Origin of the sequence: Chlorobaculum tepidum TLS, assembly GCF_000006985.1 — a bacterium.
Taxonomy (GTDB): Bacteria; Bacteroidota; Chlorobiia; order Chlorobiales; family Chlorobiaceae; genus Chlorobaculum; species Chlorobaculum tepidum.
The window spans coordinates 566,544-591,490 of sequence record NC_002932.3 but is presented as its reverse complement, the minus strand read 5'-3'; the positions used below and the strand labels follow the sequence as shown (position 1 = coordinate 591,490).

The 24,947-nt window shown below is 56.2% G+C and carries 24 protein-coding genes, 1 pseudogene and 1 riboswitch; of the genes and pseudogenes, 9 read left to right on the top strand and 16 right to left on the bottom strand.

The genetic code is table 11. The annotated features are described in order from the left end of the window. The 3 genes and pseudogenes from AYT24_RS02750 to AYT24_RS02745 all read right to left on the bottom strand — a co-directional run bounded on the left by AYT24_RS02750 (position 1) and on the right by AYT24_RS02745 (position 1,507). Positions 1-582, bottom strand: a complete 582-nt coding sequence (locus AYT24_RS02750; RefSeq protein WP_164926889.1) for a PDC sensor domain-containing protein — start codon at positions 580-582, stop codon at positions 1-3. Positions 583-1,001: 419 nt separating this feature from the next. Continuing rightward, positions 1,002-1,292, bottom strand: a pseudogene (locus AYT24_RS10715) (type II toxin-antitoxin system RelE/ParE family toxin). Beyond that, the gene (locus AYT24_RS02745) at positions 1,289-1,507 is read right to left on the bottom strand and encodes an addiction module protein (RefSeq protein WP_010932270.1); all 219 of its coding nucleotides are present in this window, start codon (positions 1,505-1,507) and stop codon (positions 1,289-1,291) included. Before AYT24_RS02745 ends, AYT24_RS10715 begins: the two are co-directional and overlap by 4 nt. A gap of 59 nt (positions 1,508-1,566) precedes the next feature. Here AYT24_RS02745 and AYT24_RS02740 point away from each other — a divergent pair, with 59 nt between their 5' ends. Continuing rightward, the gene (locus AYT24_RS02740) at positions 1,567-1,818 is read left to right on the top strand and encodes a DUF2442 domain-containing protein (protein ID WP_164927217.1); all 252 of its coding nucleotides are present in this window, start codon (positions 1,567-1,569) and stop codon (positions 1,816-1,818) included. Between the two features lie 49 nt (positions 1,819-1,867). Here AYT24_RS02740 and AYT24_RS02735 read toward each other — a convergent pair whose 3' ends face one another. The 11 genes from AYT24_RS02735 to AYT24_RS02685 form a co-directional block, all read right to left on the bottom strand. Beyond that, on the bottom strand, positions 1,868-2,536 hold the full coding sequence (locus AYT24_RS02735) for a hypothetical protein (protein WP_164926888.1): 669 nt from the start codon (positions 2,534-2,536) through the stop codon (positions 1,868-1,870). Positions 2,537-2,610: 74 nt separating this feature from the next. After that, the gene (locus AYT24_RS02730) at positions 2,611-2,997 is read right to left on the bottom strand and encodes a hypothetical protein (RefSeq protein WP_164926887.1); all 387 of its coding nucleotides are present in this window, start codon (positions 2,995-2,997) and stop codon (positions 2,611-2,613) included. A 360-nt stretch (positions 2,998-3,357) separates the two neighbouring features. Beyond that, the gene (locus tag AYT24_RS02725; protein WP_164926886.1) at positions 3,358-6,822 is read right to left on the bottom strand and encodes a vitamin B12-dependent ribonucleotide reductase; all 3,465 of its coding nucleotides are present in this window, start codon (positions 6,820-6,822) and stop codon (positions 3,358-3,360) included. Continuing rightward, complete coding sequence (locus AYT24_RS02720; RefSeq protein WP_010932264.1) at positions 6,788-7,060, bottom strand: hypothetical protein; 273 nt, start codon at positions 7,058-7,060, stop codon at positions 6,788-6,790. The genes AYT24_RS02725 and AYT24_RS02720 overlap by 35 nt, the downstream gene beginning before the upstream one ends. Continuing rightward, a riboswitch (cobalamin riboswitch) is annotated at positions 7,060-7,328 on the bottom strand. (Overlaps the previous gene by 1 nt.) 160 nt (positions 7,329-7,488) lie before the next feature. Then, positions 7,489-8,496, bottom strand: a complete 1,008-nt coding sequence (locus AYT24_RS02715; protein WP_010932263.1) for an SDR family NAD(P)-dependent oxidoreductase — start codon at positions 8,494-8,496, stop codon at positions 7,489-7,491. 2 nt (positions 8,497-8,498) lie between these two features. After that, entirely contained in the window at positions 8,499-9,347 is an 849-nt protein-coding gene (locus AYT24_RS02710; RefSeq protein WP_010932262.1) for a hypothetical protein, read from the bottom strand. 642 nt (positions 9,348-9,989) lie between these two features. Beyond that, positions 9,990-10,604 (bottom strand): hypothetical protein, encoded by a 615-nt coding sequence (locus AYT24_RS02705; RefSeq protein ID WP_164926885.1) that lies wholly within the window; start codon positions 10,602-10,604, stop codon positions 9,990-9,992. Positions 10,605-10,660: 56 nt separating this feature from the next. Continuing rightward, the gene (locus AYT24_RS02700) at positions 10,661-11,740 is read right to left on the bottom strand and encodes a pentapeptide repeat-containing protein (protein WP_010932259.1); all 1,080 of its coding nucleotides are present in this window, start codon (positions 11,738-11,740) and stop codon (positions 10,661-10,663) included. 15 nt (positions 11,741-11,755) lie between these two features. Then, positions 11,756-12,502, bottom strand: coding sequence for a hypothetical protein (locus AYT24_RS02695; RefSeq protein ID WP_164926884.1), 747 nt, complete (start codon positions 12,500-12,502; stop codon positions 11,756-11,758). Between the two features lie 156 nt (positions 12,503-12,658). After that, positions 12,659-13,627, bottom strand: a complete 969-nt coding sequence (gene nadA, locus AYT24_RS02690) for a quinolinate synthase NadA (protein WP_010932257.1) — start codon at positions 13,625-13,627, stop codon at positions 12,659-12,661. Positions 13,628-13,728: 101 nt separating this feature from the next. Then, entirely contained in the window at positions 13,729-14,124 is a 396-nt protein-coding gene (locus AYT24_RS02685; RefSeq protein WP_010932256.1) for a co-chaperone GroES, read from the bottom strand. Between the two features lie 386 nt (positions 14,125-14,510). Between AYT24_RS02685 and mreC the strand changes: the two genes are divergently transcribed. From mreC to nadB, 8 genes are all read left to right on the top strand, one after another. Beyond that, positions 14,511-15,353 carry a rod shape-determining protein MreC gene (mreC, locus tag AYT24_RS02680; protein WP_164926883.1) on the top strand — a complete coding sequence of 281 codons (843 nt, stop codon included), beginning with the start codon at positions 14,511-14,513 and terminating at the stop codon, positions 15,351-15,353. Positions 15,354-15,407: 54 nt separating this feature from the next. After that, positions 15,408-15,896, top strand: coding sequence for a rod shape-determining protein MreD (gene mreD / locus AYT24_RS02675; protein ID WP_010932254.1), 489 nt, complete (start codon positions 15,408-15,410; stop codon positions 15,894-15,896). A gap of 3 nt (positions 15,897-15,899) precedes the next feature. Then, a complete protein-coding gene (gene mrdA, locus AYT24_RS02670; protein WP_010932253.1) occupies positions 15,900-17,795 on the top strand; it encodes a penicillin-binding protein 2 in 1,896 nt (631 codons plus the stop codon). Continuing rightward, complete coding sequence (locus AYT24_RS02665) at positions 17,795-19,279, top strand: FAD-binding oxidoreductase (RefSeq protein WP_010932252.1); 1,485 nt, start codon at positions 17,795-17,797, stop codon at positions 19,277-19,279. The genes mrdA and AYT24_RS02665 overlap by 1 nt, the downstream gene beginning before the upstream one ends. Positions 19,280-19,290: 11 nt before the next feature. Then, positions 19,291-19,764, top strand: coding sequence for an SsrA-binding protein (gene smpB, locus AYT24_RS02660; RefSeq protein WP_010932251.1), 474 nt, complete (start codon positions 19,291-19,293; stop codon positions 19,762-19,764). Positions 19,765-19,786: 22 nt separating this feature from the next. Next, positions 19,787-21,007, top strand: a complete 1,221-nt coding sequence (gene tyrS / locus AYT24_RS02655; protein ID WP_010932250.1) for a tyrosine--tRNA ligase — start codon at positions 19,787-19,789, stop codon at positions 21,005-21,007. Positions 21,008-21,076: 69 nt separating this feature from the next. After that, positions 21,077-21,622, top strand: coding sequence for a pyruvoyl-dependent arginine decarboxylase (locus tag AYT24_RS02650; RefSeq protein WP_010932249.1), 546 nt, complete (start codon positions 21,077-21,079; stop codon positions 21,620-21,622). A 234-nt stretch (positions 21,623-21,856) separates the two neighbouring features. Beyond that, positions 21,857-23,452 (top strand): L-aspartate oxidase, encoded by a 1,596-nt coding sequence (gene nadB, locus AYT24_RS02645; RefSeq protein ID WP_010932248.1) that lies wholly within the window; start codon positions 21,857-21,859, stop codon positions 23,450-23,452. Positions 23,453-23,541: 89 nt separating this feature from the next. Here the strand turns inward: nadB and AYT24_RS02640 are convergent, their stop codons facing one another. Both AYT24_RS02640 and AYT24_RS02635 read right to left on the bottom strand, forming a co-directional pair. Further along, on the bottom strand, positions 23,542-24,375 hold the full coding sequence (locus tag AYT24_RS02640) for an NAD+ synthase (RefSeq protein WP_010932247.1): 834 nt from the start codon (positions 24,373-24,375) through the stop codon (positions 23,542-23,544). A gap of 10 nt (positions 24,376-24,385) precedes the next feature. Next, on the bottom strand, positions 24,386-24,937 hold the full coding sequence (locus AYT24_RS02635; protein ID WP_010932246.1) for a hypothetical protein: 552 nt from the start codon (positions 24,935-24,937) through the stop codon (positions 24,386-24,388). Positions 24,938-24,947: the final 10 nt, after the last annotated feature.

The following is a 24,947-nucleotide window of genomic DNA, read 5'->3' as shown; positions in this document are numbered from 1 at the left end:
TTACTTGCACTGCTGGGCAATGAAGAAGTACCAGCCGTGAACCGGGGACTTGCGGAAAATCGAGTTCATCTTCTTGCCTTCAAGCGAATAGTTGAAAACGCCCTGCTCCCTGTGCATCACCTTTTTGAAAGTGTCGCCGAGGCTCTCATTGCCGATTTCGAAAACCGTTTTGAACGTCCGGGCCTGATAGCGGTGCAGCGTGACTTTGGTCTTGGCATCAAGCGCGTAGATGTAGGCGTTTTCCGGCAGTGTCATACGGGATTCGACAACTTCGATAAGCTTGACCGCATCGACCGAAACGCCAACCGCCGCAACCACCTTGCCATCGGCAACGACCGGCGCGGCCACGACAATCGAGCGCTGCCCCGTCGAACGGCTGATGACCAGCTCGCCAAGCACCTCCTTGCCGCCGATGAGTTTTGGGAAACAGGTACAATCCTTGAGATTCTGATCGGTGAAACCGCCCTTCGCGGTGGCGTAGTAGCTGCCGTCGGGCATCATGAACCATACCGTCGCATTGGTTGGCAAATCGCGGCTGAAGCGATCGAGCAGCGGCCTGACCTCGTCCCATTTGGCTGGCATCACCTCTTCTCTTTTGAAACAGCAATCGCTTTTTCCGTGCACAAAATACCTTCGAGATGCTTTTCGACGAGTCCAGTGAACGCGCCAAGGACAACCTCCGGCTCCAGCCTCACCGAAGCCGCTTTCGCCTACGCGCGAACCGTGAGTAGAAACAGCGCCAGCACGGCGGAGATCAGAATTGAAATGAACCTGGAGATGCGAGACCTCCTTTCAAGTTATTTGAGCAACATCATGAACTACAAGCCCCCAACACTTCAAAAAAACAGGAACGCAAAGCCTTGCCAGCCAAGTCGGGCAGCTGTTCCTTAGCCTATTCAAAGTTCAGAATATCCGGGGTGAGAATCAAGGAATTGCAGCGCATTTCCAACTGAAAACGCAAATCGGCTCAGGTATGCTCTTGTTAGGAGGAGAACCTTCGATTATCCCAGCCGTTTTGTTATCCATTCTGGATCACGGCGGCAATCGAGAATAGCCCGGACACGAGCAATTCCGCCATCGACGCGGTAGTACACAGCGTAGGGAAAGCGACGGGAAAGGAGACGATGGTAGCCGAAGAAGATGGCATGAACGCCGCCGGAAAGGCGTAGTGACTAAATATCTGACCACAGAGAATCGAGGAAATACTCGCCCAGCCCCTCGGCTTGACGTTCATAAAAACGATACCCGTCCGCCAGGTCAACGGTCGCTTCGTCAAGGAGTTGGACTCTCATCCGAGTCTTTCCCGGACGGCTTTTTTTGCTTCTTCAATATCGAGAAACTGTGCTCGCCCCTCGGCGATGCGCTCTTCCCGAACCTGCAAGACGTCTGCGTGCCAGGCTGGTGAGGGAATGTTCGCCGGCGTACTGGCGAGGTCTGCCCAGATTTCTTCAATCGCTTGCAGCTTCTCTTCGACGCTCATTTGTTTCAATGGAATGCTCAGGTGCATGGGATTTCTCCGGATGGTTCTTCAGCGCATAATAAGGAAAAGAACAAAATTCAGGGAAGATCGGGATAACGTACGTCGGCGGAGCCACTTACCATGTCACTTTCGATGATGGTTTGCGTGGAGAGATCGATTTTTCAGAGTACCCGGAGAAAGGGCCTGTGTTCGCTCCTCTCAAGGAGCCGGGCTTTTTCAGAAAAGCTTTTATCGAAGGTGGAACCATCGCTTGGCCCAACGGAGCGGATATCGCTCCCGAATCTCTCTACGAAAAACTCCTGCAAAAAGAACAAAACCGGGATTCTGTCCTACATTAAAAGCTTTTGTATTTTCAGCAACGGATCAACGTCCCAGAGTCTTAATCCATCATTTAAAAGTAAAAATTCCATCGAATTTTAATGATCTGCGCTTATTTAAAATATCTCGAATAGATTTTAAATAACCATTAAACATTTTTTTATGTCTATCAATCTCAGTCATATACTCATTAGAATGATTTTTATAATAATGAAAAAGCTGACTACTCAACCCCGTCATTACGACCTTAAGATTTGCAAGACACTTTAACAACTCTTCATGTTCTTTTTCAAACGCCGCGCTCAAATTTACGTCCCAAAAATTCAATTCACTTTTTGCATTAACCAAATTTACACGACACAGATAAAGCTGATGACTTAATTGATCAACCTGCTTGATACGCTTGAAAGAAACCTCATCTCCCTCAACCAGCAAGCCAGGAGCAGGGCATAAATAAAAATACTGAAAGTCGATTTCTCTTATTACCTCTTGCACTTCATTTAAAGCATTCAAGTAATCTTTTGAAACACGATATGAGTCGTCTTTTTTCTTATTACGCCACCAGCGAAAAAAAGTTATATATCCTAATGCAACACCTGCGGCAGTAAAAGCCAAAGAAACAAAATCTGTCCACTTTGCATCAATAGTAAAATTAACACATGTGCTTATGCCGAAAAAAAATCCAAACACAAATGCAAAAGAGTAACCTAACCTCTTTTTAATTTTCTGATAATCCATCTTCATCTGAGATTTCAAAATATCATTATCAACTTAAAGGCGAGCGATTTAACTATATACTGTCCAGAGACTTTTCAGATACCCTTCTTGAGCTTCTTTACCTCATATTCGGATGTTTTCAAGGTCATAGCCACCTCAAAATCAGTCAAGCCTTTATCCTTTAAATACCTAATCACATCGGCGCGATGCCCGGCGGCTGACTTAAACTCTTTTTGAAGTTCATCACACTTGCCGTTTGCATTTCCTATATCAAGATGAGTATTTAAAGATTGCCAATATGCCGGTATAAAAACACGTTTCCCACTAAACTCGCTATAGCCCATCAGTTCTGCGAGTATTGTAAGAATATTGAAAACAACACGCCAAGACGCATCTTCACCAGTCCAATTGCTGTTAAGAAGACTTTGAAGATTTTCTGATACATGCTCACGATGTTCTTGCGTCGTATCGAGATCCTGCACATCGCGAATTAGTTGTTTTAAAAACTTCTGTACCCATTTTTTCGATAACTGCCCATAAGACAACCCCCAGCGATATGATTCGCCTCATCACCAAATATGCGACGCATACACATCTCGAATTCCATACCATATTCCCACGTTGTTTTTCCTCCAAACATAAAACGGGATATTTTTTAGTTTAACAGCACAACAGATATAACTAAGGAATAATCCAAATTGCTATTGTGTTCTACCTCAGTCCGAGCACAAAGCAAATGAATCGGGATCAATCTTGCACTCAAACCGTATATCAAACTCAAATCCACCCACAAAAAAGCGCCGGGCTGGCACCCGGCGCTTTCAGAATCAATCAAATCATTCTCACGAACAACCAGTCGTCATTCCGCAATCCTCGCACACTTTGCAAGTGCCGTTCTGCTTCACTCTCACCGATCCGCAATTCTCGCACTGTTCGCCTGTGTAGCCTTGCATTTTAGCCTGGGCGGCCTGACTTTTCAGGACGCTTTTTTCGTCGTGGTGCGGTTTGGTGGCGTGGGCGGCGAGTTCCAGCTCCGTGGCCTTTGACTTCGGCGCGTGGCCGTTGCCGCTTCCATTGCCGTTACCGTTGGCAGGCACCTCCGGCACCTCATCGACCGCTTTGACGTGCACGAAATCCTTGCGCCCGAGATAATCGTAGCCGATGGAGCGGAAAACGTAGTCGAGAATCGAAGTCGAATTCTTGATGACTTCGTGGCCCTGCACCGCGCCCGCAGGCTCGAAGCGGGTGAAGGTGAAGCTATCCACCAGCTCTTCGAGCGGCATACCGTACTGGAGCGCCTTGGAAGCGAGCACGGCGAAGCAGTTGAGCAGCCCCTTGAACGACGCGCCCTCCTTGTACATGTCGATGAACACCTCGCCCAGCGAACCATCTTCGTACTCGCCGGTTCTGAGGAACACCTTGTGGCCGCCGACGTACGCCTCGCGAATGTAGCCTTTGCGGCGCTTCGGCAGCATCCGGCGCTCGGAGCGGTGATAGACGCGCTCGACAATGCGCTCCTGCACCTCTTTCGGCCCCTTGGTCTCGTCAAGATCCTCCTCGGTACCGAGCATGATGACTTCATCCTGCGGCGAGGCATTGGAGATGTTGAGCGGCTGCGAGAGCTTGGAGCCGTCGCGATAGATGGTAATCGCCTTGACCATCGACTGCCATGCGGCCTCATAGACGTCACCAATTTCAGCGGTGGTAGCGCTGCTGGGCATGTTGACCGTTTTGGAGATCGCCCCCGAGATAAAAGGCTGCACGGCGGACATCATGCGCACGTGCGCCATGTGGTTGATGTAGCGCTTGCCTTTGCGGCCGCAGGTGCTGGCGCAGTCGAAAACCGGCAGGTGCTCCGGTTTGAGGTGCGGCGCGCCCTCGATCATCATGGTGCCGCAGACGTAGTCGTTAGCCGCCTCGATGTCCTCCTCCGTCGCGCCAAGCTCGCTCAGCATGTCGAACGAAGGTTCGTTGAGCTGCTCTTCGGTGAAGCCGAGGGAGTGGCAGAACTCCTCGCCGATGATCCACTTGTTGAAGGCGAAACGGATATCGAAAACGCTTTCAAGCTGCTTTTCGACCGCTTCGATCTTTTCGTCAGTAAAGCCGCGGCTTTTGAGCCACTGATGGTTGATGCCGGGGCATCCGCGCAGGGTGCCGTGGCCTTTGCAATACTTCTCGATCTCCTCGATCTGCTTGTCGGAGTAGCCGAGGCGGGCAAGCGCCTTGTGCACCGACTGGTTGACGATCTTGAAGTAGCCGCCGCCCGCGAGCTTCTTGAACTTGACGATGGCAAACTCCGGCTCGATGCCCGTGGTATCGCAATCCATAACGAGGCCGATGGTGCCGGTCGGAGCGATCACACTCACCTGCGCGTTGCGGAAACCGTACTTCTTGCCCTTCTTTAGCGCCTCGTCCCACACCTTTCCGGCGGCCTCGAACAGCTCCTTCGGGCAGTACTCGGAGTCTATGCCGCGAGGTTTGACGACCAGCCCTTCGTACTCCTCCTCCGAGCTGTTGCGCGCGGCGCGACTGTGGTTGCGAATGACGCGCAGCATGTCGTCGCTGTTCTCGCGGTAGCGGGCGAACGCGCCGAGTTCCTTGGCCATGTCGGCGGAGGTGACGTATGCCTGACCCGTCATGATCGCCGCGATGCCGCCCGCGATGGCGAGGGCGCGCGGCGAGTCGTAGGGAATGCCGAGCACCATCAGGACGCGCCCGAGGTTGGCGAAACCGAGGCCAAGCGTGCGGAACTCGTAGCTCAGGCGGGCGATGTCTTTAGACGGGAAGTGAGCCATCAGTACCGAAATTTCAAGCACCACTGTCCAGAGTGCCGAAGCATGCTGGAGTTCGGTGATTTTGATCTTGCCGGTCTCTTCGTCGAGGAAATGAGCGAGGTTCAGACTGGCGAGGTTGCAGGCCGTATCGTCGAGGAACATGTACTCCGAGCACGGGTTGCTGGCATTGATACGGCCACTCTTCGGACAGGTGTGCCACTCGTTGATGGTCGAGTCGAACTGAAGGCCGGGGTCGGCGCACTTCCAGGCGCTCATCACGATCTTCTCCCAAAGGTCACGGGCGCGCACGGCACGGGCCTCCTTGCCGGTGGTGCGCTCGCGAAGCACCCACATTTCGTCGTTCTGCACTGCCTTCATGAACTCGTTGGTCACGCGGACGCTATTGTTGGAGTTCTGACCGCCGACGGTCTGGTAGGCCTCGGACTCGTAATGCGTGTCGTACTCTTCGAAATCGAGGGTCGTGTAACCCTGCTCGACCAGCGCCAGCACGCGCAAAATGTAGCTCATCGGTACGCCGCGATGCAGGGCGTTCTTGATGAGGGTGTTGAGCATCTCGTTCTCCTGACGGTCGGTGCCGCCCTTGAGCGCCTCATCGACGATCGCTTTCAGGAAGCGCGAACAGATTTTGGAACCAGCCACCATCGAGGCCACCTTGTCCTCCTCCTTGGCCTTCCACTCGATGAACTTTTCAACATCCGGATGATCGATGTCGACGATGACCATCTTGGCTGCGCGGCGCGTGGTGCCGCCCGATTTGATGGCGCCAGCCGCCGAATCGAAGATTTTCAGAAAGCTCATCAAACCCGACGAACTACCACCGCCGCTGAGCTTTTCGCCCGAGCCGCGAAGGTTGGAGTAGTTGGTGCCGGAACCACTGCCGAACTTAAAGACGCGAGCCTCGCGCACGGCCAGGTCGAAAATGCCGCCCTCGTTGACCAGATCGTCCTTGACCGACTGGATGAAACAGGCGTGCGCCTGCGGGCGGCTGTAGGCGTCTTCCGACTCGCGGATTTCGCCCGTCTCCGGATCGACGTAGAAGTGTCCCTGCGCCGGGCCATTGATGCCGTAGGCAAACTGGAGACCGGTGTTGAACCACTGCGGCGAGTTCGGCGCGGCCATCTGCGCCAGCAGCATGTAGACTACCTCGTCATAAAATGCCTGTGCGTCCTCATCGCTGTCAAAGTAGTTGTACCGCTTTCCCCAATCCTGCCAGCAGCCCACCATGCGGTGCGCAACCTGCTTGATGGAGTTCTCGCTGCCAGTCACCGGAAGGCCGTCCGCGCCGATGACAAGATTGCCCTCGGCATCACGCTGTGGCACACCGGTCTTGCGGAAATATTTCTGCGCCAGAATGTCGGCGGCAACCTGCGACCATGATACCGGCACTTCGACATTATTCATTTCGAAGACCTTCGAACCGTCCGTATTGCGCAGCACGGAGGTTCTGAGCGTGTAGTCGAAACGGTCATAGACGTTTTCACCAGGGGAAGTGAACAGGCGGGCGATTTTCATGTGGAGTCTCCAGAATCGATAATTGGTTGTTGATAGATAAATCCTTTTTATTCCAAGACTTACCTGACGTCAGCACACAGAGGATGCCGTTGCGTATCGTGACGGTGAGATTGCTCAACGCAATATAAACCACCCCGCCATACTGAGGAAACAGCTTGGGCGAACTGACGAAAAAAGATCGAGGAATAACCAGGTTTCGATCGTTGAACGGGTCGCCAAGCTCTGTTCCCGGAGCCATTCGGCGCCAACCACTACGGCAGGTCTCCTGACTTCGATGGCTGCGAAATTACTTCGACGTTTTCCTCCGGGCAGCCTTCCCCCGCATTCCCCGTGGTTATCAGAGGTTGGCGGAGTGGATACACCCGATCCGCAACGGCCACAAAAGCAGAGCTGCTCCTGTCGTCGCGCGACATACCATCTTACAGTTGCGGGCACAGTGTGCGATTCACACGCACTTCCCTATTATCCGGCATCTTTCATCCGGCACCGTAATGCTGAAAGAACTCATCAATGGTAACGATTTTTTGGAAGGCAGACAACGCCGGAGGGTAATTTTCCGGCTGCCAGACGGGTGACTTAACGAGGGTAAACCCGCGCGATGCGGACACCAAAACGCTTTACGGGCGAAGCCCCGGAAACAACTTTTTTTCTGGCGGAGGCGAAACATTATTTCACCTTCCACCGCGCCGGATCGACCGTCACCAGCCACTCCAGCGTGCGACGGATTCCCTCCTCCTGCGGCACGTGGCTTTGCCAGCCAAGCATCGTGCGGGCTTTCGACACGTCGGCCAGCGCCCGCGAGGCGAGCACATCAACCGCCTGCCGGGTGAGGAGCGGACGCTTCTTACTTCCGGCGATCCGCCAGACAAACTCCATCACCCCGGCAACGGACCGAACCATGCCAAACGGCAGGTGAAGCGATGGCACCGGCGAGCCAATCGCCACGGCAACGCGCCGGCACACCTCCTCGAAAGTGATCGCCTCGCCGTCGCAGGCCATGAACGCCTCGCCCACCGCTTCCGGACGGGAGGCGGCCAGCATCGTCAGATCGACGAGGTTGTCGATATAAATCATGCTCATCGGCGCGTTGCGCGCCCAGAAAAAGAGTTGCCGCCGGAGGATGCTGTCGGCCAGCAGCGGAAACAGCGTCCGGTCACCGGGGCCATAGACCCACACCGGGTAGAGAATGCTTGCTGAAAGCCCCCGCTTTATGGCCGCCCACACCTCGTTTGTGCCGCCGATTTTCGTATCGGGATAGGACTGCTTCCGCGCCTTGTAGGGGGTCTGCTCGTCGATGCGGCCAAGCAAGTGGTGATCAAAACACTCGAACGAACTGACATGCACCAGCCGTCCGACACCATGCCGAAGCGACGCTTCGCACACGTTGCGCGTACCGCCAACGTTGATGTCGATGAACTCCTGCATCTTCCCCCAGTCGGAGGTCAGCGCAGCAGCATGCAGCACGAGGTCACTCTCACGCACGGCGGCATCGACCGCGGTGGCATCACGCACATCCCCCTCGATGACCTCCACACCGGAAGCCCGCAGCGAATCGATGCATGCATTCCCCTTCCGCACCAGCGCCTTCACGCGACAGCCATCCGCCAAGCACCGCCCCACCAGATGCGACCCGATAAACCCGGACGCGCCGGTAACAAGAACGGTTTTGGCCATAATTACAAACTGTCGATACGGTTTTCACTCTGCTGTCCCCCTTCCCACAGTGGGCAGTTCTCCACTGCCTTGCGAATACCGCTTTCGCACAGAGTCCACAACTCAGGGGTCACTTTTTTCTCAGCCATATGTTTGTAAGCGTACGGGCAAAAAGTTGAGCGAACCCCGGACAAAATGTCGTCGATAATCGATTGAACTGCAACCGATGTGGTGTCCGCCTCATAGTTCTCTCTGAATACCCGCTTGTGAATCCGCTCAAGATCAAGAAAAAGAGCAAGCAGAACCAGGCGTACACGGTCAAGGTACTGTTCGTAGTACAGTCCTCGCTCATAATCCTGGGTCACATAAAGCATCTGCTTTTTCCGGCGCACCCAGAGCACTATATACTGATTGAAAAAATACCCAATGCCTGTGAGTATAAGACCGAATCCCCAAAGCTCGAAAGTGGATGCTTTAAAAAAATATTGCGCCACCGTCACCCCTCCCGCGCCCGCAATGGTCATCGCAGGCAGTGACTTAAGAAAGTCCTGGGCTTTATTTCCAAAATCCAGACTTTCTTTTACCGATTCAAGATAAGCGCTACGCAGCTTCTCGTTTTCCTTAAAATTAAGGTCACGCCCCTTGGAAATAACATCGATGCTGCGCAGACTGGCTTTCATCGTGGCGACGGCGCTCGTCACATAACTGCGTTCGTCAGAGCTAATTTGCGGTGCCTGCTCTTCAATACCCTTCAGCACATCTTCGACGTAGGTAGCCATGGTTTGCGAAGGAGCATCATTGGAAAACTTGCCCGACATGGCCCAAACCATGCGCACAGCTGTTACCGTGGGAAGCAATGCGGTTTTTGACATATGATTCTCCTTGTAACTGGTTTTATTGATTTAACGCAAACCACGAAGCCTATTGCTACCATTTTGTCAATGTCGAGTATCGGAACCATTCGCCTGTTCGCTCACTGACAGGCTGACAAAACATGTTGATTCTACAATGTGAGCTCTCTCGCTCTTCCCCAATTCATCATTCATAACTCATCATTCCTCACTCTCCCCTCTTCTCCTCCCGCTTTCTCAGCAGCTCGACCAGCTCGGCGATAAGCATGACCTGGCTTTCAAAGGCTTCGGTGAGGCGTTCCATATCGATCGGTGCGGCTGGCGGTTGCGCTCGGTTTCAGCGTCGAAAAGGATCGGCTTCTAGCAGCCTTCGAAGAGGCTGAAGATGCACTTCATTGATGGCCGCAAGTGATGATAGTGGCAAGATGGGTTGGGGTAAACCTGTGAAATGTTATAAGTACAAACGACGCATAAAAAGATACGCTTTAACGAAGCAAAAAACGTGATTCCGGCATTAAAACTACCCGAAGCAACGCCGTTGCAGAGCTGGATGCTTCGCTTCGCTCAGCATGACAGAAAAGAATGGTGCTCCAGTAATTTTTATCGATTTCTCCGGGAACGCTTCTTTTCAAAAACCCAGCCGCACAAATCATCTTTCCATAATCAAGCACTGCAATCGCTGGAGACACGGTCGAGGATGGTCAAATACCAGCGCTCGCCGATTCTCGTCAAGTAAAACACCAGATCGTTTCCATTCACGTCAACCAGCACAACGCGAACGCTTTTCGCTTCGAGCGCTCGAAAGCGGTCGATCGTTTCCTGCGAAATCTCCTTCAGTCCGCTCCGCTTCAGGTTAATCGCCATGGTGCTCAACAAAACATCCCGGTGTTTTGGGTCGCAAAACAGGCCGGTTTTCGACCAGGCCTCGCGCCCGCAATCATACACCGGCAACGCCGCGTACCTGAGAGGCGCACCGCCCCTGATTTTTGGATAAGGGAAGTATTCGGGAACCGGCTTTCTGAAATCGATCCGCGAAACGGCTTTGAATACATTGAAAACGCCTTGGCGGTAGATGACGACCACGCCTTGTTTTGGATGGACAAAGCGGTTCAACCGGACAGCATCTCTCGAACCGAAGGCGTTAACCACACCGGCCACCACGCCGTCCGGAGGCTGCATGCGGGACATGGCATTTCCGCCATCCGCAAACAGCAGGATGATCGAAAAGATGAACAAAACACTCACGCGGCGTATCGGAACAACTGCAAATCTGCTCATGCTGCACAACAGTTTAGAGACGGTAAAGCCGTTCTTCATTTTCTCGCGCTCAACGCTCAACTCTTCCCCTCCCTCTTTTTCAGTACATCCACCAGCTCGGCGGTAAGGGCGGACTGGCGCTCGATGGCTTCGGTAAGGCGTTCCATGTCGGTGCGGCGGCTGCGTTCGGTTTCGGCGTCGAAAAGGATCGGCTTCTGGAAACCTTCGGAGAGACGGAAGAGGTGCAGGCAGATGCGGATCAGAATGACATAGACGACCGGCAGGAGGTATTCGCCAAAAATAATCGGCATCTGCTGGTAGTGCCGGATGACCGAATCCCAGTCGCCGATGGCGAGCGCACTCCACTGGACGAAAAAGTAGAGGTAGATCAGCGGATGAAAAATCATAAAAAAGCGCAGGACCCTTGACTGACGCTTGTTCGCCGGGTCGCTTTCGTATTTGGAGAGCAGCCACGGAAAGTGGCCGACCAGCATCGCCGCGCGGCGGTCGTTGAGGTAGCGCGCGCCTTGCAGCGCCGAGTCGATGAATGAAACCACCTGGCTCAGGAGCGCCGCCGAGAGAATGGTGGCCAGAAAAGCATAGCTGAAGTCATCAAACTTGAACGATCCGGCCAGATATGGCAGGGTGATGGTTTTGGGCTTGATGACGATGAAAAGCATCGCGATTCCGGCAAGAATCACCGAAAAGGTGTGCAGCTTGCGCGCTTGGCGCAAACTTTCGACGACCGCCTCGGCGTTGGCGCCCTGCATGGAGTTGCCGGGCGGATCGAGGCGCATCAGGGCCGCCGAGTCGGTCGATGGCGAGTAGAGGCCGTTGACGCCGATCTGGCATCCGGTCACGCCATCGTAGCGCGTGGAGAGATCGATGGTGCTGCGGCTCAGATTGACGCCGTCGAGCCGCGCGCCCGACAGGTCGGCTCCGCGAAGATCGGCCCCGCGCAAATCCGCGCCGGAGAGCGTCGCTTTCGCGAAAGTCGCGCCGACGAGGTCGGCCTCCGAAAGATCGATGCCTTTCAGGTCGGCGGCGCTGAAATCGGCCTGGCTGAGGTCGGGCCGGACTTCCGGCTGCGCTTTGCGCCAGTGGTTCCAGCTTGCGACTCCAGCTTTCAGCCTGTCGAGATGTTTCTTTTCAGCCATGCAACTTATTGAAAATCAGTTCGTTACGGTCACGGTTCTTTCGCCCGCCGTCTTCTGCGTTCTTTCGAGCCAGGCGAGAATGGCGTTGAAGAGCGAGGCGCTCCGCGTCACCTGCGTGTAAGCTTCATCGACGGTCATGTCGCGATTTTCCTTCCGCATCTTCATGCCGAGCTTGCGGGCCGATTCGGCGACGGCGGCGATCTCGCGCGCCAGGTCGGCCTCGCTGTCGATGACGGGAGGCCGCATCATGCGCTGGATGTAGCCGATGTTGTGGCGCACACTGTTCTCGATGATACCGTCGTTGATGCTGTGGCGCTCTTTGTTGAAGTCGTCGTAGCGGGTGTTGTGCAGTGGCATCGAGAGGTCGCCGCAATAGTGGGCGCAGTAGACCAGCGGATACTTCGCATATTTGCCGCTCTTTTTCATCGACTGATACTCCCTGACCGAACCGATGATCGCGCCGTACAGATGCCCTTCGTCGTCGTTGGGCCGGTTGTAGCGTTCAACCTGCGCCATGACCATTTCAGGAGTGACCCGCTTGTTGGCGTTGTTATTGTAGTAGTGATTCGGGCTTTCGACCGGACTGAACATCTCTTTCGACTTGGCCACATCGGGCGCGGCGGCGCTGTACCAGAGGTCGAACCCGGCGGCCTCGGCGATGGTGAGATGGGTTTTGTCGTGCCAGGCGTTGGCTTCGGGCTGGAACGGCTGGGCGCAGAAGAGCGCCGAGATGGCGACGATACGAAGGAGCGGCGAGCGCATGATGGTTCCTGCTGAAAGGGTTGGAAAGCGAAACAGCTCTTGCGCAAACAAGATACGCAGAAACGGGGATGAGCGGCAACAGCGGAGGGCTGAACGGTCAGAGATTTTGCCGGGCCGCGACTTCCGGTGAGCGGAGTGGCGCCCGGCGACGGCAGGTCAGGCGGACATTTCGAGCATTCTTTTGATCGACTTCAGCGCCCCTTCGCGCAGGCTCTCGTCAACGGTGATCTCGGGCGAGCGGTTCACCATGCAGAGATAGAGCTTGTCAAGCGTGTTCTGCTTCATCTGCTTGCAGACGCTGCGCGGATTGGCCGGGTCTTTGGGCGCAGGAATGAAAACCTTGCCCGGCGAGCGTTTCTCCATTTCGTAAAGAATGCCCGGCTCGGTTGCCACGATGAAGCTTTTGCGCGGACTCTTTTCGGTGTAATCGAGCAGGGCCGAGGTCGAGCCAACGAACGAAGCCTGACGCAGCACCTCCTCGCGGCACTCGGGATGAGCGATCAATTCCGCATCCGGATACATCGCCTTGGCTTGGATCATGTAAACCTCGGAGTAGGCGTCGTGCACATAGCAGAAGCCCTGCCAGAGCAGCATGTCGCGCCCGGTGCGCTTCATCACCCATGCGCCGAGGTTGCGGTCAGGACCGAAGATGATCTGCTGCTCCGGCGGAATCTGCCGCACGATATGCTCGGCGTTCGACGAGGTGCAGATGATGTCCGAAAGCTTCTTGATCGCCGCCGACGAGTTGACGTAGGTAATGGCAATGGCGTCGGGATGCGCCTGGCGGAAGGCGCGGAACTCCTCCTCCGGGCAACTGTCGGCCAGCGGGCAGCCCGCGCCCGGATCGGGCATGAGCACCATCTTGCCAGGATTGAGAATCTTGGCGGTCTCGGCCATGAAGTACACCCCGGCGAAAACGATCACGTCCGCCGACGTCTTCTCCGCCGCCCGCGCCAGGGCGAGGCTGTCGCCCACGATGTCCGCCGCCTGCTGGATTTCCGGCAGGGTGTAGTAGTGGGCAAGGATAATCGCGTTCATCTCCTTCTTGAGAGCCTGCACCCGCCGGAGCAGCGCTTCGGTCGAAAGGCCCGCCGCCTCTTTGTGCATATCGGTCGCTATGGTCATATCGATCTGTCAAAATAATGAAATAAAAAAACTCCTCGACGGTTGAAGAGGAGCGTAGGCCGGAGTGAAAGCCGGAAACAAATCCGACTCCCTCCGACGATTCAACTCAGAGAGTCTTCCAGGTCATCGTCTTCCCTGATCAGCAAAAGAATGGCTGAATTGGGCACGATCAGATAGCGCTCCTCTTCGTACTCGATCTCCCAGGCACTGCTCTGGACGAAGATAGCCAGATCGCCGGTTTTGGCCTGAAGCGGAATATACTGGGGGCTTTCGGCCCGCTCTTTCCAGGGTTCGTCGGTATCATTTGGCGGGCCGACCGGATAGCCGGGCCCTGTTTTGAGCACGTAGCCGCTCTGGATTTTAGCTTTTTCCTGAACGCCCGGAGGAAGGTAGATACCTGATTTGGTTGTCTCATCGAGGGATTTCGGCTTGATCAGTACCCGGTCTCCGACAACGATAAATTTATCCGTGACATTTTTGCGTTTGTCAAATAACATGCGCTGTTGCAATATCTTGGCGAGGATTCCCGTAGGCCGGAAGACCGGATCGGGTCAAACGGTAATCACCGCCGGGTTTCGCGCGTTTTTCCGCAACCGGCGGTCATGAAGCTCAAAATCGTCATTTCAGCCTAAAAAGCAAAAAACGGATTCCTGCCCGGCGGGTTTGAGACAAATGAGCGCCGGAAAAATTCATCGAAGAAAAGATTGCATATCTGTTATATTTTCGATTCGTAACCTTTATGTTCCGGCCAATGCTCCGGACCGAGGCTATCGAATCGAGACTAAAGCAAACAAGATCGCCCTGACAACCCCTGTTTCGGTTTCCCCCCGGAAAAACAGGTGGCAGGGAGTGCGCCAATGTGTTAACAAGGAAGACAACGGACGTGTCGAGTTTTTTCCGTTTTATCGCCAAGCATACCGCATATCTCTATTTTCTGCTGTATTGCACTCTCTCCATCATGCTCATGCAGCTTCAGCGCAAGGAGACGCTCGATGCGATTCGCGAGCGCGGGCTGGCCATTAACGCAGCCATTGGAAAACAGTTTACCGACGCCACGGCCATTTTTACACAGGAGCGCGACAACCAGCACCTGTTCCTGCAAAATGCGCGGCTGTTCGCCCGGCTCCTGCGCCAGCAGGCGGCGCTCCGCGATGCCGCCGAACTGAAAGCCATAGAGGCGAATGCACCGCAATGGGCTGGCCACTTCAAGGTCGCACGGGTGGTTGACCGCCGGTTCAGCGCAACCGACAACATGCTCATCATCGACGCCGGTTCGCGCCAGGGCGTCGCCCGGGACATGGCCGTCCTGACACCTGACGGGCTTGTCGGTCGGGTGATCGACGTGTCACAGAATTACGCGAAAGTGATGCCTGTGATCAACCGCAACTTCATGGTCAGCGTGGTTTCCGACAGCACCCGCACCAACGGCCTGCTCGCCTGGCAAAACGGTAATGAACGCCTCGCCAAAATGGAGCATGTGCCCGTCAGCAGCAAACTGCTCGTAGGCGAAGGGGTGGCAACCTCCGGTTACAGCACCTTTGCCATCCGGGGCATTCCGGTCGGCCAGATTATCCGCATATCGAAAGACAAGCTCTTCTACAACGTCGACGTGCGCCTTGCAGTCGATTTTTCATCACTTTCCTGGGTGCTTGTCTCGCTGGCAAAACCGTCGATGGAAAAAATCGAGCTGATGCAGTCACCGGACAGTCCGGGAAAAGGAGAGTGAACAAGGCATCGATAACATGGCAATCACCGGTTACAAACGACAATCCGCCCTGATTTGAACAAGTATCTTCTCTATACCATCGCCCTGGTCATTCTGGCTTTCGTGCAGCGCTTTCTCGTTTCGAAGCTGCTCATTCTGCACGCATCCCCTGACATTCTGGCCATCTTCATCGCCTTCATCTCCATGTCCACCGGCCAGAGAACCGGCACGAACTTCGGTTTCGGGGCCGGCCTCATCGCCGGGATTCTCTCGGGCGACCTAGGCTTGTCGGCCCTTCTGGGCACCGTGCAGGGATTTGTGGCAGGTTTCTTCCATGTACCCCAGAAGAGCCATGCGACCTCGGTCAAGAAAAAGCGTATGTTCTATGCTGCGTCCGCAACCGCGCTCATAGCCGGGAACCTGCTTCAGTCGCTTCTTTCTGACCCGCTCTCGCTCCCCCTCTATGTCAGGGTACCGGAGACGGTCATCCTCGGCACCCTCATGAGCATGATGCTGGCCGTGCTCGTCTATCACTTCGCCCTGAAGAAACTGCTGAAGGATTGAGCTATGGACGATTTTTTGCGCGGAATCAAGCTGACCATACTCCTCATCGCAGCCGTCTTCCTGTTTTTCACAGCTCGTCTCGCCTGGCTCCAGATTGTCCAGCATGACGACATCAGTTCGAGATCGGGGAGCATCCGCAGAATCTGGGAGCAGGCGCCGAGGGGCCATTTCATCGACCGGAATGGCATAACCGTCCTCGAAAACCAGGCACTCTACACCCTCAAGATCATCCCCAACGAGCTGCGAGCATCGAGCATTCCGTACCTGGCCTACCTGCTTGAAATTCCGGTAGATGAGCTGAACGAGAAGGTCGCCGAAGCGAAAGATTACAGTCCGTTTGCCGTTTCGACCATCTACCGCGACCTGAACGAGTTCGTCGTGGCACGCATCAGCGAGAACCTCTGGCGATTGCCCGGCGTGATCATCGAGATCGAGAACAAGCGAAAATACAGCGATTTGTTCCGGGGAACCCACCTGTTCGGTTACCTGCGCAATGTCAGCAAGGAGCAGCTCGACACGCTGGCTGAAAAGGGGTACACGCCGGACGACAAGATCGGTTTTTCCGGTCTCGAACGCATCTACGAGGAGGAGCTTCGGGGCGAGAAGGGCGTGCGCTACGAGCTGGTCAATCCGCTCGGAATGCTCATGGGAAAATACAATGAGGGCAAGAACGACATCCCGTCTGTCAAAGGCAACGATCTCTATCTCACCATCGACGCCCACCTGCAACGGCTTGCCGAAAACCTGCTCCGGGCGACCGGTCACCCCGGCGCGGTGGTGGCCATCGACCCCTCAGACGGCGGCGTACTGGCGCTGTGCAGCGAACCCGATTTCGACCTCGACATCCTCAACGGCAAAACCAGAAAAAAAGAGTGGGCTGAAATCGCCCTTTCACCTGAAAAGCCCCTTTTCAACCGCGCCATCCAGGCCGTCTATCCGCCGGGTTCCACCTACAAACTGGTGCTGGCCATCGCCGGACTTGAAGAGGGGGTCATCAAACCCGAAGACACCATCATCTCCACCGGCAGCTGGAACTACGGCGGACGCATCTTCCACGACCACGGCGGGCGCGGCCACGGCATCGTCAATATGAAAAAGGCGATCATCGAGTCCTGTAACATCTACTTCTACCAGCTCATGCTCAAGGTGGGCCTCGACACGTGGGACAAATACGGCAAAATGTTCGGATTCGGCCAGCGCGAGGGCATCGACCTGCCGGGCGAACGGCGCGGCCTGTTGCCGACAACTGAGTACTACAACCGCCGCTACGGCGAGGGGCGCTGGACAAAAGGCTATCTGGTAAGCCTTGGCATTGGCCAGGGTGAACTCGGCGTCACTCCCCTGCAACTGGCCAACTACGCAGCGACCATCGCCAACAACGGCACCTGGCACCAACCGCACATTGTCAGGGGCTACCGCGACACGCGCACCGGCATCTATGTGCCGATCGATCACGCCTCGCGCACCCTGCCAATCTCGAAAGAGACCTTCGGAATCATCAAGGAGGCGATGCAGGGCGTGGTTCAGCAAGGAACCGGCACGCTGGCGCAGGTGCCGGGCGTGACGGTCGCCGGCAAAACCGGCACCGCGCAGAACCCGCACGGCAAGGATCACGCCTGGTTCATCTGCTTCGCGCCGGTCGATCACCCGAAAATCGCCATCGCGGTGCTGGTCGAAAACGCCGGTTTCGGCGGCAGCATCTCCGCGCCGATCGCCCGAGAGATGATAAACTACTACCTCGTCGAAAAGAACAAGCCGAAAACCCAGGGCGCCGACAGCACCGCTGTCGCCAAAATCAAAAAGCTGAACGATTCGCTAAACACGAAACGCCCCGCCGCGAAAACAGCAATCGACTCTACCAGCACTGCGCCGCAGAGCGATCTGGAGGGTGGAGACTGATGAACTTCAAAAATGAACCAGCAGCCATTGCGGGCTTTCTCGAAGACACGAGCAACCTGAAAAACGGCTGGACGCCGGGCGTCTTTTTCCCGGAAACGCCGGAGGAGGTGGCCTCGCTGTTGCGCGAAGCTTGCGCCGACGGACGCCGCTACACCATCGCGGGCAACGGCACCGGCACCACCGGCGCGCGGATCCCGTTCGGCGACTACGTAATTGCGATGCAGAAGCTCGACCGCATCGGCGAAGTCGAGCCGACAATCGACGGACGAGCGCTGCTGCGCGTGCAGGGCGGTGCGCTGTTGCAGGATGTGCAGGCGAAAGCGGCGGCGGCAGGCTGGTTCTATCCGCCCGATCCGACCGAGAAAACCTGCTTCATCGGCAGCACCATCTCGAACAACTCCACAGGCTCGCGCTCGCTCAAATACGGCCCGACGCGCAATCACGTGCAGGCACTGCAAATCGCGCTGCCGCAGGGCGATTTGCTGGAGATCACGCGCGGCCAGCACCTCGCCGACGCAGCGGGAAACTTCACACTTGACCTGCCGCTTGCCGGGCGCGTGACGTTCCGGCTTCCGGATTACACGATGCCGAAGACCTCGAAGCACAACGCGGGCTACTGGTCGAAGCCGGGCATGGATCTGGTCGATCTCTTCATCGGCTCTGAGGGCACGCTCGGCGTCATCGTCGAAGCCACGCTGCTCTTGCGCCCCGCGCCGGAGCGGGTGATTGCCTGCCTCGCCTGGTTCAGAAGCGAGGAGGAACTGCTCGGCTTCGTCGGCGAGGCCCGCGCCGGAAGCGGCGGCGTCAGCCCGCGCGCGCTCGAACTCTTCGACCGTCGGGCGCTGGAGTTTCTCCGGCAAAGCTATCCCGACATTGCAAAGGAAATGGCGGGCGCGGTCTATTTCGAGGAGGAGACAACCGTCGAGCGCGAGGAGGCCTGCCTCGAAGCGTGGCTGGAACTGATGGAACAGTGCGGCTCGCCAGTCGAGAAGAGCTGGGCGGCACTCGACAGCGAGGGGTTGCAGAAGCTCCGCGACTTCCGCCACCAGCTGCCGGTACTGGTCAACGAGTGGCTCAGCCGCCAGTCGGAGAGCAAGGTGAGCACCGACATGGCACTGCCCGACGAGCGCTTCGCCGAGCTGTTCCGGCTCTACCGCGACGCCTGCGACCGCGAGGGATTCACCTACATCATCTTCGGCCACATCGGCAACGCCCACCTGCACCTGAACATTCTGCCGCACAATCACGAAGAGTTCGTGCGCGCCAAAACGCTCTACCGCCAGCTCGTCTCGAAAGTGCTCGCGATGGGCGGCACACTGTCGGCAGAGCACGGCATCGGCAAACTCAAGAGCGAATATCTGGTACAAATGTACGGCCGCAAAGGCATCAGGGAAATGGTGCGTGTAAAAAAAGCGTTCGACCCTTATCTTGTGCTCAATGTCGGAAACATGATTCCGGCAGAATACTACGAATCCGAAACCTGAGAGAGAACGCGGTGTCCAAAAAACAAGGCAAGCCGGAATACGTCACGGCGATCAGCAACCGCAAGGCCCGGTTCGAGTACGAAATTCTCGACACGATCGAGGCGGGCATCGAGCTGCTGGGCAGCGAGGTGAAATCGGTGCGACTCGGCAAGGCGAGCCTGAGCGAGAGCTACGCCATGATCCACCACGGCCAGGTGTGGCTCGAAAACATGCAGATCACGCCCTACGAACACAACACGCTCGACACGCTCGAACCCAAACGCAGCCGCCGCCTGCTTTTGCACAAGGCGGAAATCATGCGACTGCAATCGAAAATCAGCGAAAAGGGACTGACTCTTATTCCGCTCAAAGCTTACTTCAACAAGCGCGGTGTACTCAAGATCGAACTCGGCCTCGCGCGAGGCAAAAAGCTCTACGACAAGCGCGAGACAATCAAGAATCGAGACGCCAAGCGTCAGCTGCAGCAACTCAGGAAACAGTATTAACCAGACGACATTTCAATTTGCCATGATATTTCCATCCGTCAAGGAACAGCTCGATATCATCGTCAACAACACCGTCGAGGTCATCAGCACCGACGAACTCGAACGCAAACTCACCAAATCTCTCAAAAACGGCACGCCGCTGAAAATCAAGCTCGGTGCTGACCCGTCGCGCCCCGACCTGCACCTCGGCCACTCGGTGGTGCTCCGCAAGCTGCGTGAATTTCAGGATTTGGGACACGAAGCGATCCTCATCATCGGCGACTTCACAGCCATGATCGGCGACCCGTCAGGCAAGAGCAAGACCCGCCCGCAGCTCACCGCCGAAGAGGCCCGCGAGAACGGCAAAAGCTACTTCGAGCAGGCGTCGAAAATCCTCGATCCGGAAAAGACCACCATCTGCTACAACGCCGACTGGCTGAGCCAGATGCACTTTGCCGACGTCATCCGCTTGTCGAGCCACTACACGGTGGCGCGGATGCTGGAGCGCGATGATTTCGAAAAGCGCTACCGCTCGCAGACCCCGATCTCGATCCACGAATTTCTCTATCCGCTCGCACAGGGCATGGACTCGGTGCACCTCAAAAATGATGTGGAGCTTGGCGGCACCGACCAGAAGTTCAACCTGCTCGTTGGGCGCGACCTCCAGCGCGAGTACGGCATCGAGCCGCAGGTGTGCATCACCATGCCGCTGCTGGTGGGCACCGACGGCAGCGAGAAGATGTCCAAGTCACTCGGCAACGCCATCTGCTTCAACGACACGCCGGAGGATATGTACGGTCGAACGCTCTCAATTCCCGACTCCCTGATCGAGACCTACTGGAACCTGCTGGTACCGCACCACAGCGGCAACGACAAGCCTATCGCCGAACGAATCGCCGCCGATCCACGCGAAACCAAGCGAGAACTCGCCCGCGAACTGGTCGCGCAATATTATTCGGCGGAGGAGGCGGCCAAGGCACAGGAGCACTTTGACCGGGTGATCGTCAACAAACAGGCGCCCACAGACCTGCCGACCGTGGAGTTCGAGGAGGCTACGATGCCGGTGGTCGAGCTGCTCATGGCGCTTGCGGCATTCCCGTCCAAAAACGAAGCACGGCGCATGATTCAGCAGGGCGCGGTGCAGGCTGGCAACGAGAAAATTTCTGATATCAATGCCGTTATCGAGCTGACCGAAAACCCCGTCATCATCCGCGCAGGCAAACGAAAATTTTTCAAGGTGGCGCGCGCAAAAAAATCGTTTTGAATGCGTTTGCTTTTTCCTATAATTGCACCAACTGACGCCTTTCTCTAACCTCTATCCGGAGCTACCACCTTGTCATTCGTCCCAACAAAAGTATTCTTCACCAAAGGTGTCGGAAGACACAAAGAGTATCTCTCTTCGTTCGAGCTTGCCCTGCGCGACGCCAAGATCGAAAAGTGCAATCTGGTGACGGTTTCAAGTATCTTTCCTCCAAAATGCGAACGCATCAGCGTCGAAGAGGGACTGAAGCACCTCAAGCCGGGACAGATCACCTTCGCGGTCATGGCGCGTAACTCGACCAACGAGAACAACCGCCTCATCTCCGCTTCGGTTGGCGTGGCGCTTCCGGCTGACGAAAGCCAATACGGCTATCTCTCCGAGCATCATCCGTATGGCGAAACTGCCGAGCAGTCGGGCGAATACGCCGAAGATCTGGCCGCGACGATGCTAGCCACCACGCTCGGCATCGAATTTGATCCCAACAAGGACTGGGACGAGCGCGAGGGCATCTACAAGATGAGCGGCAAGATCGTCAACTCCTTCAACATCACCGAGTCTGCCGAGGGCGAAACCGGCATGTGGACGACCGTGATCTCCTGCGCAGTGCTGCTGCCATAAGGACGACGGAACGGCGAGACATTCGTATCGATACCGGGAATCAGTCGCGTGACCGATTCCCGGTTCTTTTTTTTCTGGCAAAACGCAACAGAAACAAGGCTTGCGCCCTCGCCACTGCCGGAAGTTGATTTCTGACTGTGTATATTACGCCTCGCCGTTTTTGTTTCGGGAAAACAGCGGGCTGTCTCTGGGCTACTCTACCCGCAACTCATCAAACACGCCACACAGACTTATATGACACAGGAAGTGAAAACCGACGTGCTGGTTATCGGCAGCGGCATCGGAGGGTTGTATTTCGCCATCAATATGGCCGACCACGCCACGGTCACGATCATCACCAAAAAAGAGAGCTCCACCTCCAATACCAACTGGGCACAGGGCGGCATCGCGGCGGCCATCGCGGGTGACGACACCCCGGAGCTGCACATCGCTGACACGCTCGATGCGGGCGCGGGACTGTGCAACGAGGCAATAGTGAGCATCCTGGTGCACGAAGGCCCAGCGCACATCCGCCGACTCATCGAGCTTGGCGTGGAGTTCACGACCAACCCCGACCATACGCTCAACCTCGGCAAGGAAGGTGGCCATTCGCGCAACCGCATCGTGCACGCCAAAGATTTGACGGGCCGCGAGGTGGAGAGGGCGCTCCTCGCGCGGGCCAACGCGCACCCCAACATCACGCTGCTGGAGCACCACTACGCGCTCGAACTCATCACCGAGCACCACCTCGGCATCAAGACCAACGACATCACCTGCTACGGCGCGTACGTACTCGACACGCTCAACCACAAGCCAAAAAAGATTCTGGCGAAGGTAACGATGGTCGCCTCGGGCGGGCTGGGCCACGTCTATCTGCATACGACCAATCCCGAGATCGCCACGGGCGACGGCATCGCAATGGCCTACCGCGCCGGAGCCGAGATCGCCAACATGGAGTTCATCCAGTTCCACCCGACCTCACTCTTCCACCCGAAAGCGAAATCGTTCCTGATCTCGGAGGCGGTGCGCGGCTTCGGCGGCATTTTGCGCAACAAGGAGGGCGAGGCGTTCATGCACCGCTACGACCGGCGCGAAAATCTCGCCCCGCGCGACATCGTGGCGCGAGCGATCGACTCGGAGATGAAAAAGAACGGCGACGAGTGCGTCTTTCTCGACGTGACGCACATCAAGGCGGAGAAGGTCAGGGAGCACTTCCCGCACATTTACGAGACCTGCCTCGGTTTCGGCATCGACATGACAAAGGAGATGATTCCAGTGGTTCCAGCGGCGCACTACTCATGCGGCGGCATCAGAACGGACAGCTGGGGGCGCAGCACCATCAACCACCTCTATGCCTGCGGCGAGACAAGCTGCACTGGCGTACACGGCGCAAACCGGCTGGCGAGCAACTCGTTGCTCGAAGCGCTGGTTTTCGCCTGGCGCTCCAGCGAAGATATCCGGGCGGAACTGAAATCGATTCATTTCAAGCACGAATTCCCCGACTGGGACGACTCCGGCACAACCAGCCCGGAGGAGTGGATCCTGGTGGCGCACAACAAAAAAGAGGCGCAGGTGATCATGAACGACTACGTCGGCATCGTGAGGAGCGACCTGCGCCTCGACCGCGCCCGACGGCGCATCGATTTCCTGAAGGAGGAGACCGAGGCTTACTACAAAAAAACGAAGATCACGCCACAGATCATCGAACTGCGCAATATCATCAAGGTTGCAAGCCTCATCATTCAGGGAGCAATCAAGCGCCGCGAATCACGGGGCCTGCATTACACAACAGATTTCCCGCAGAAGGACGACAAGCATTATCTGGCGGACACCGTGCTCCGGTCGTTTTGAGAAGTGGGATTTTCGGGACTTTTGGGAAAAAAGATCAGGGAATGTTTCCCAAAGCTCCACAGGCATCACCGGCCCATGCAAACGCTCCCCTACCGCACCTCCTGCCAGTCACGCGCGTACCGGAAATCGATGCCTGGCGTGCGGCTGGAGAGTTTGGCAATGACGGGCATCATACGCTTGTACTGGTTCCGCACCACCATGCTGCGCACTCGCTGGTAGAAGGCTGAGTCGATGCCTTCGGCGAGAATGGCATCACGATCCATACGCTCTTCGAGCATCATATACAAAAGCTGGTCAACCTCCTCGTAGCTAAAACCAAGATCGGCTTCGTCGCTTTGCCCTTCCCAGAGATCGGCGGATGGCGGTTTGTCGATGAGCGGCGCGGGAATGCCGAGGTGCCTTGCGAGGCCGAAAATCTGCGTCTTGTAAAGGTCGCCAATAGGGTTGACCGCAGAGGCCATGTCACCAAACATGGTGCCATAGCCGAGCATCAGCTCGGTCTTGTTGCTCGTGCCGAGCACCAGGCAGCCATCCCGCGCCGAGACGTCGTAGAGACAGAGCATTCGCGACCGCGCCATCACGTTGCCCCGCCGCAGACGGCTGGCGTCGGGACGCGTGGCGAAGAAGGCGTCAACCACCTCTGTCACCGGCATGATCTCGTATCGTATGCCGAGCCGATCAACCATCAATTCGGCGTGATCGAGACTTTCCTGACTGCTCGTCTTGTAGGGCATCATCAGCGCCAGCACATTCTCCACGCCAAGTGCCCGGACGGCGAGCTCGCACACCACCGCCGAATCGATGCCACCCGACAGGCCAAGCACTACCGAGCCGAAGCCGAACTTCCTGATTTCGTTGCGGATGAAAGGAACCAGGATGGCTTCAACCAAGCCGTAATCGAAATGGAGGTTTTGCGGTTTCATGGATTTTCAGTCAGATAGAGATAAAAAAACGGATAAGACCGTTCTGGAGCAGGGATGAGATCATCGCCATCGCGCCTACCAGAAAAGCCGATTTTCCTGAAAACGCCTCCACGCCCGATTCGTCGCTGCCGAGCATTGCCTGTAACCCGGTGCGTGAAATGAACACGGTATAGGCAAGCGCCGCCGCAATGAACAGCCAGCGCCACGTTCCAGCAAAGCCAAACGGCTCAGCAAGCCAGATCGGAGTCAGCGAAAAGCTCAGCGCCGTCATGATCTCATGCTGCACAGGTGCGGAGCGCTCAGCTTCAGCCACCGAGTCCATCACCCCGGTCAGCAGGTAGAGCACGGCAACATCGATCGTGAAACTGATGATCGCCAGCAGCATGGCCATTCGCGGCGTGCCGATAAACGGAAGCTTGACGAACTGGACAATTGCAATGACCGGAGCGGCGTAATCCTTCATCGCATTGACTTCCCGAAAGCGCTCGCGGGCATCGCTCCAGAAAACCTCCGGGCGGAACAGGACGGAAAAGAGCGCCGTGAAGATCCATTTCAAACCCATGATGCGTTCC

Bases quoted from the DNA above. Each gene is read 5' to 3' on its own strand.
- AYT24_RS02750 (WP_164926889.1), bottom strand. From the start codon at position 582: ATGCCAGCCAAATGGGACGAGGTCAGGCCGCTGCTCGATCGCTTCAGC.
- AYT24_RS02745 (WP_010932270.1), bottom strand. From the start codon at position 1,507: ATGCACCTGAGCATTCCATTGAAACAAATGAGCGTCGAAGAGAAGCTG.
- AYT24_RS02735 (WP_164926888.1), bottom strand. From the start codon at position 2,536: ATGGATTATCAGAAAATTAAAAAGAGGTTAGGTTACTCTTTTGCATTT.
- AYT24_RS02725 (WP_164926886.1), bottom strand. From the start codon at position 6,822: ATGAAAATCGCCCGCCTGTTCACTTCCCCTGGTGAAAACGTCTATGAC.
- AYT24_RS02720 (WP_010932264.1), bottom strand. From the start codon at position 7,060: ATGGCTCCGGGAACAGAGCTTGGCGACCCGTTCAACGATCGAAACCTG.
- AYT24_RS02715 (WP_010932263.1), bottom strand. From the start codon at position 8,496: ATGGCCAAAACCGTTCTTGTTACCGGCGCGTCCGGGTTTATCGGGTCG.
- AYT24_RS02710 (WP_010932262.1), bottom strand. From the start codon at position 9,347: ATGTCAAAAACCGCATTGCTTCCCACGGTAACAGCTGTGCGCATGGTT.
- AYT24_RS02705 (WP_164926885.1), bottom strand. From the start codon at position 10,604: ATGAGCAGATTTGCAGTTGTTCCGATACGCCGCGTGAGTGTTTTGTTC.
- AYT24_RS02700 (WP_010932259.1), bottom strand. From the start codon at position 11,740: ATGGCTGAAAAGAAACATCTCGACAGGCTGAAAGCTGGAGTCGCAAGC.
- AYT24_RS02695 (WP_164926884.1), bottom strand. From the start codon at position 12,502: ATGCGCTCGCCGCTCCTTCGTATCGTCGCCATCTCGGCGCTCTTCTGC.
- nadA (WP_010932257.1), bottom strand. From the start codon at position 13,627: ATGACCATAGCGACCGATATGCACAAAGAGGCGGCGGGCCTTTCGACC.
- AYT24_RS02685 (WP_010932256.1), bottom strand. From the start codon at position 14,124: ATGTTATTTGACAAACGCAAAAATGTCACGGATAAATTTATCGTTGTC.
- mrdA (WP_010932253.1), top strand. From the start codon at position 15,900: ATGGACGATTTTTTGCGCGGAATCAAGCTGACCATACTCCTCATCGCA.
- AYT24_RS02665 (WP_010932252.1), top strand. From the start codon at position 17,795: ATGAACTTCAAAAATGAACCAGCAGCCATTGCGGGCTTTCTCGAAGAC.
- tyrS (WP_010932250.1), top strand. From the start codon at position 19,787: ATGATATTTCCATCCGTCAAGGAACAGCTCGATATCATCGTCAACAAC.
- nadB (WP_010932248.1), top strand. From the start codon at position 21,857: ATGACACAGGAAGTGAAAACCGACGTGCTGGTTATCGGCAGCGGCATC.
- AYT24_RS02640 (WP_010932247.1), bottom strand. From the start codon at position 24,375: ATGAAACCGCAAAACCTCCATTTCGATTACGGCTTGGTTGAAGCCATC.
- AYT24_RS02635 (WP_010932246.1), bottom strand. From the start codon at position 24,937: ATGGGTTTGAAATGGATCTTCACGGCGCTCTTTTCCGTCCTGTTCCGC.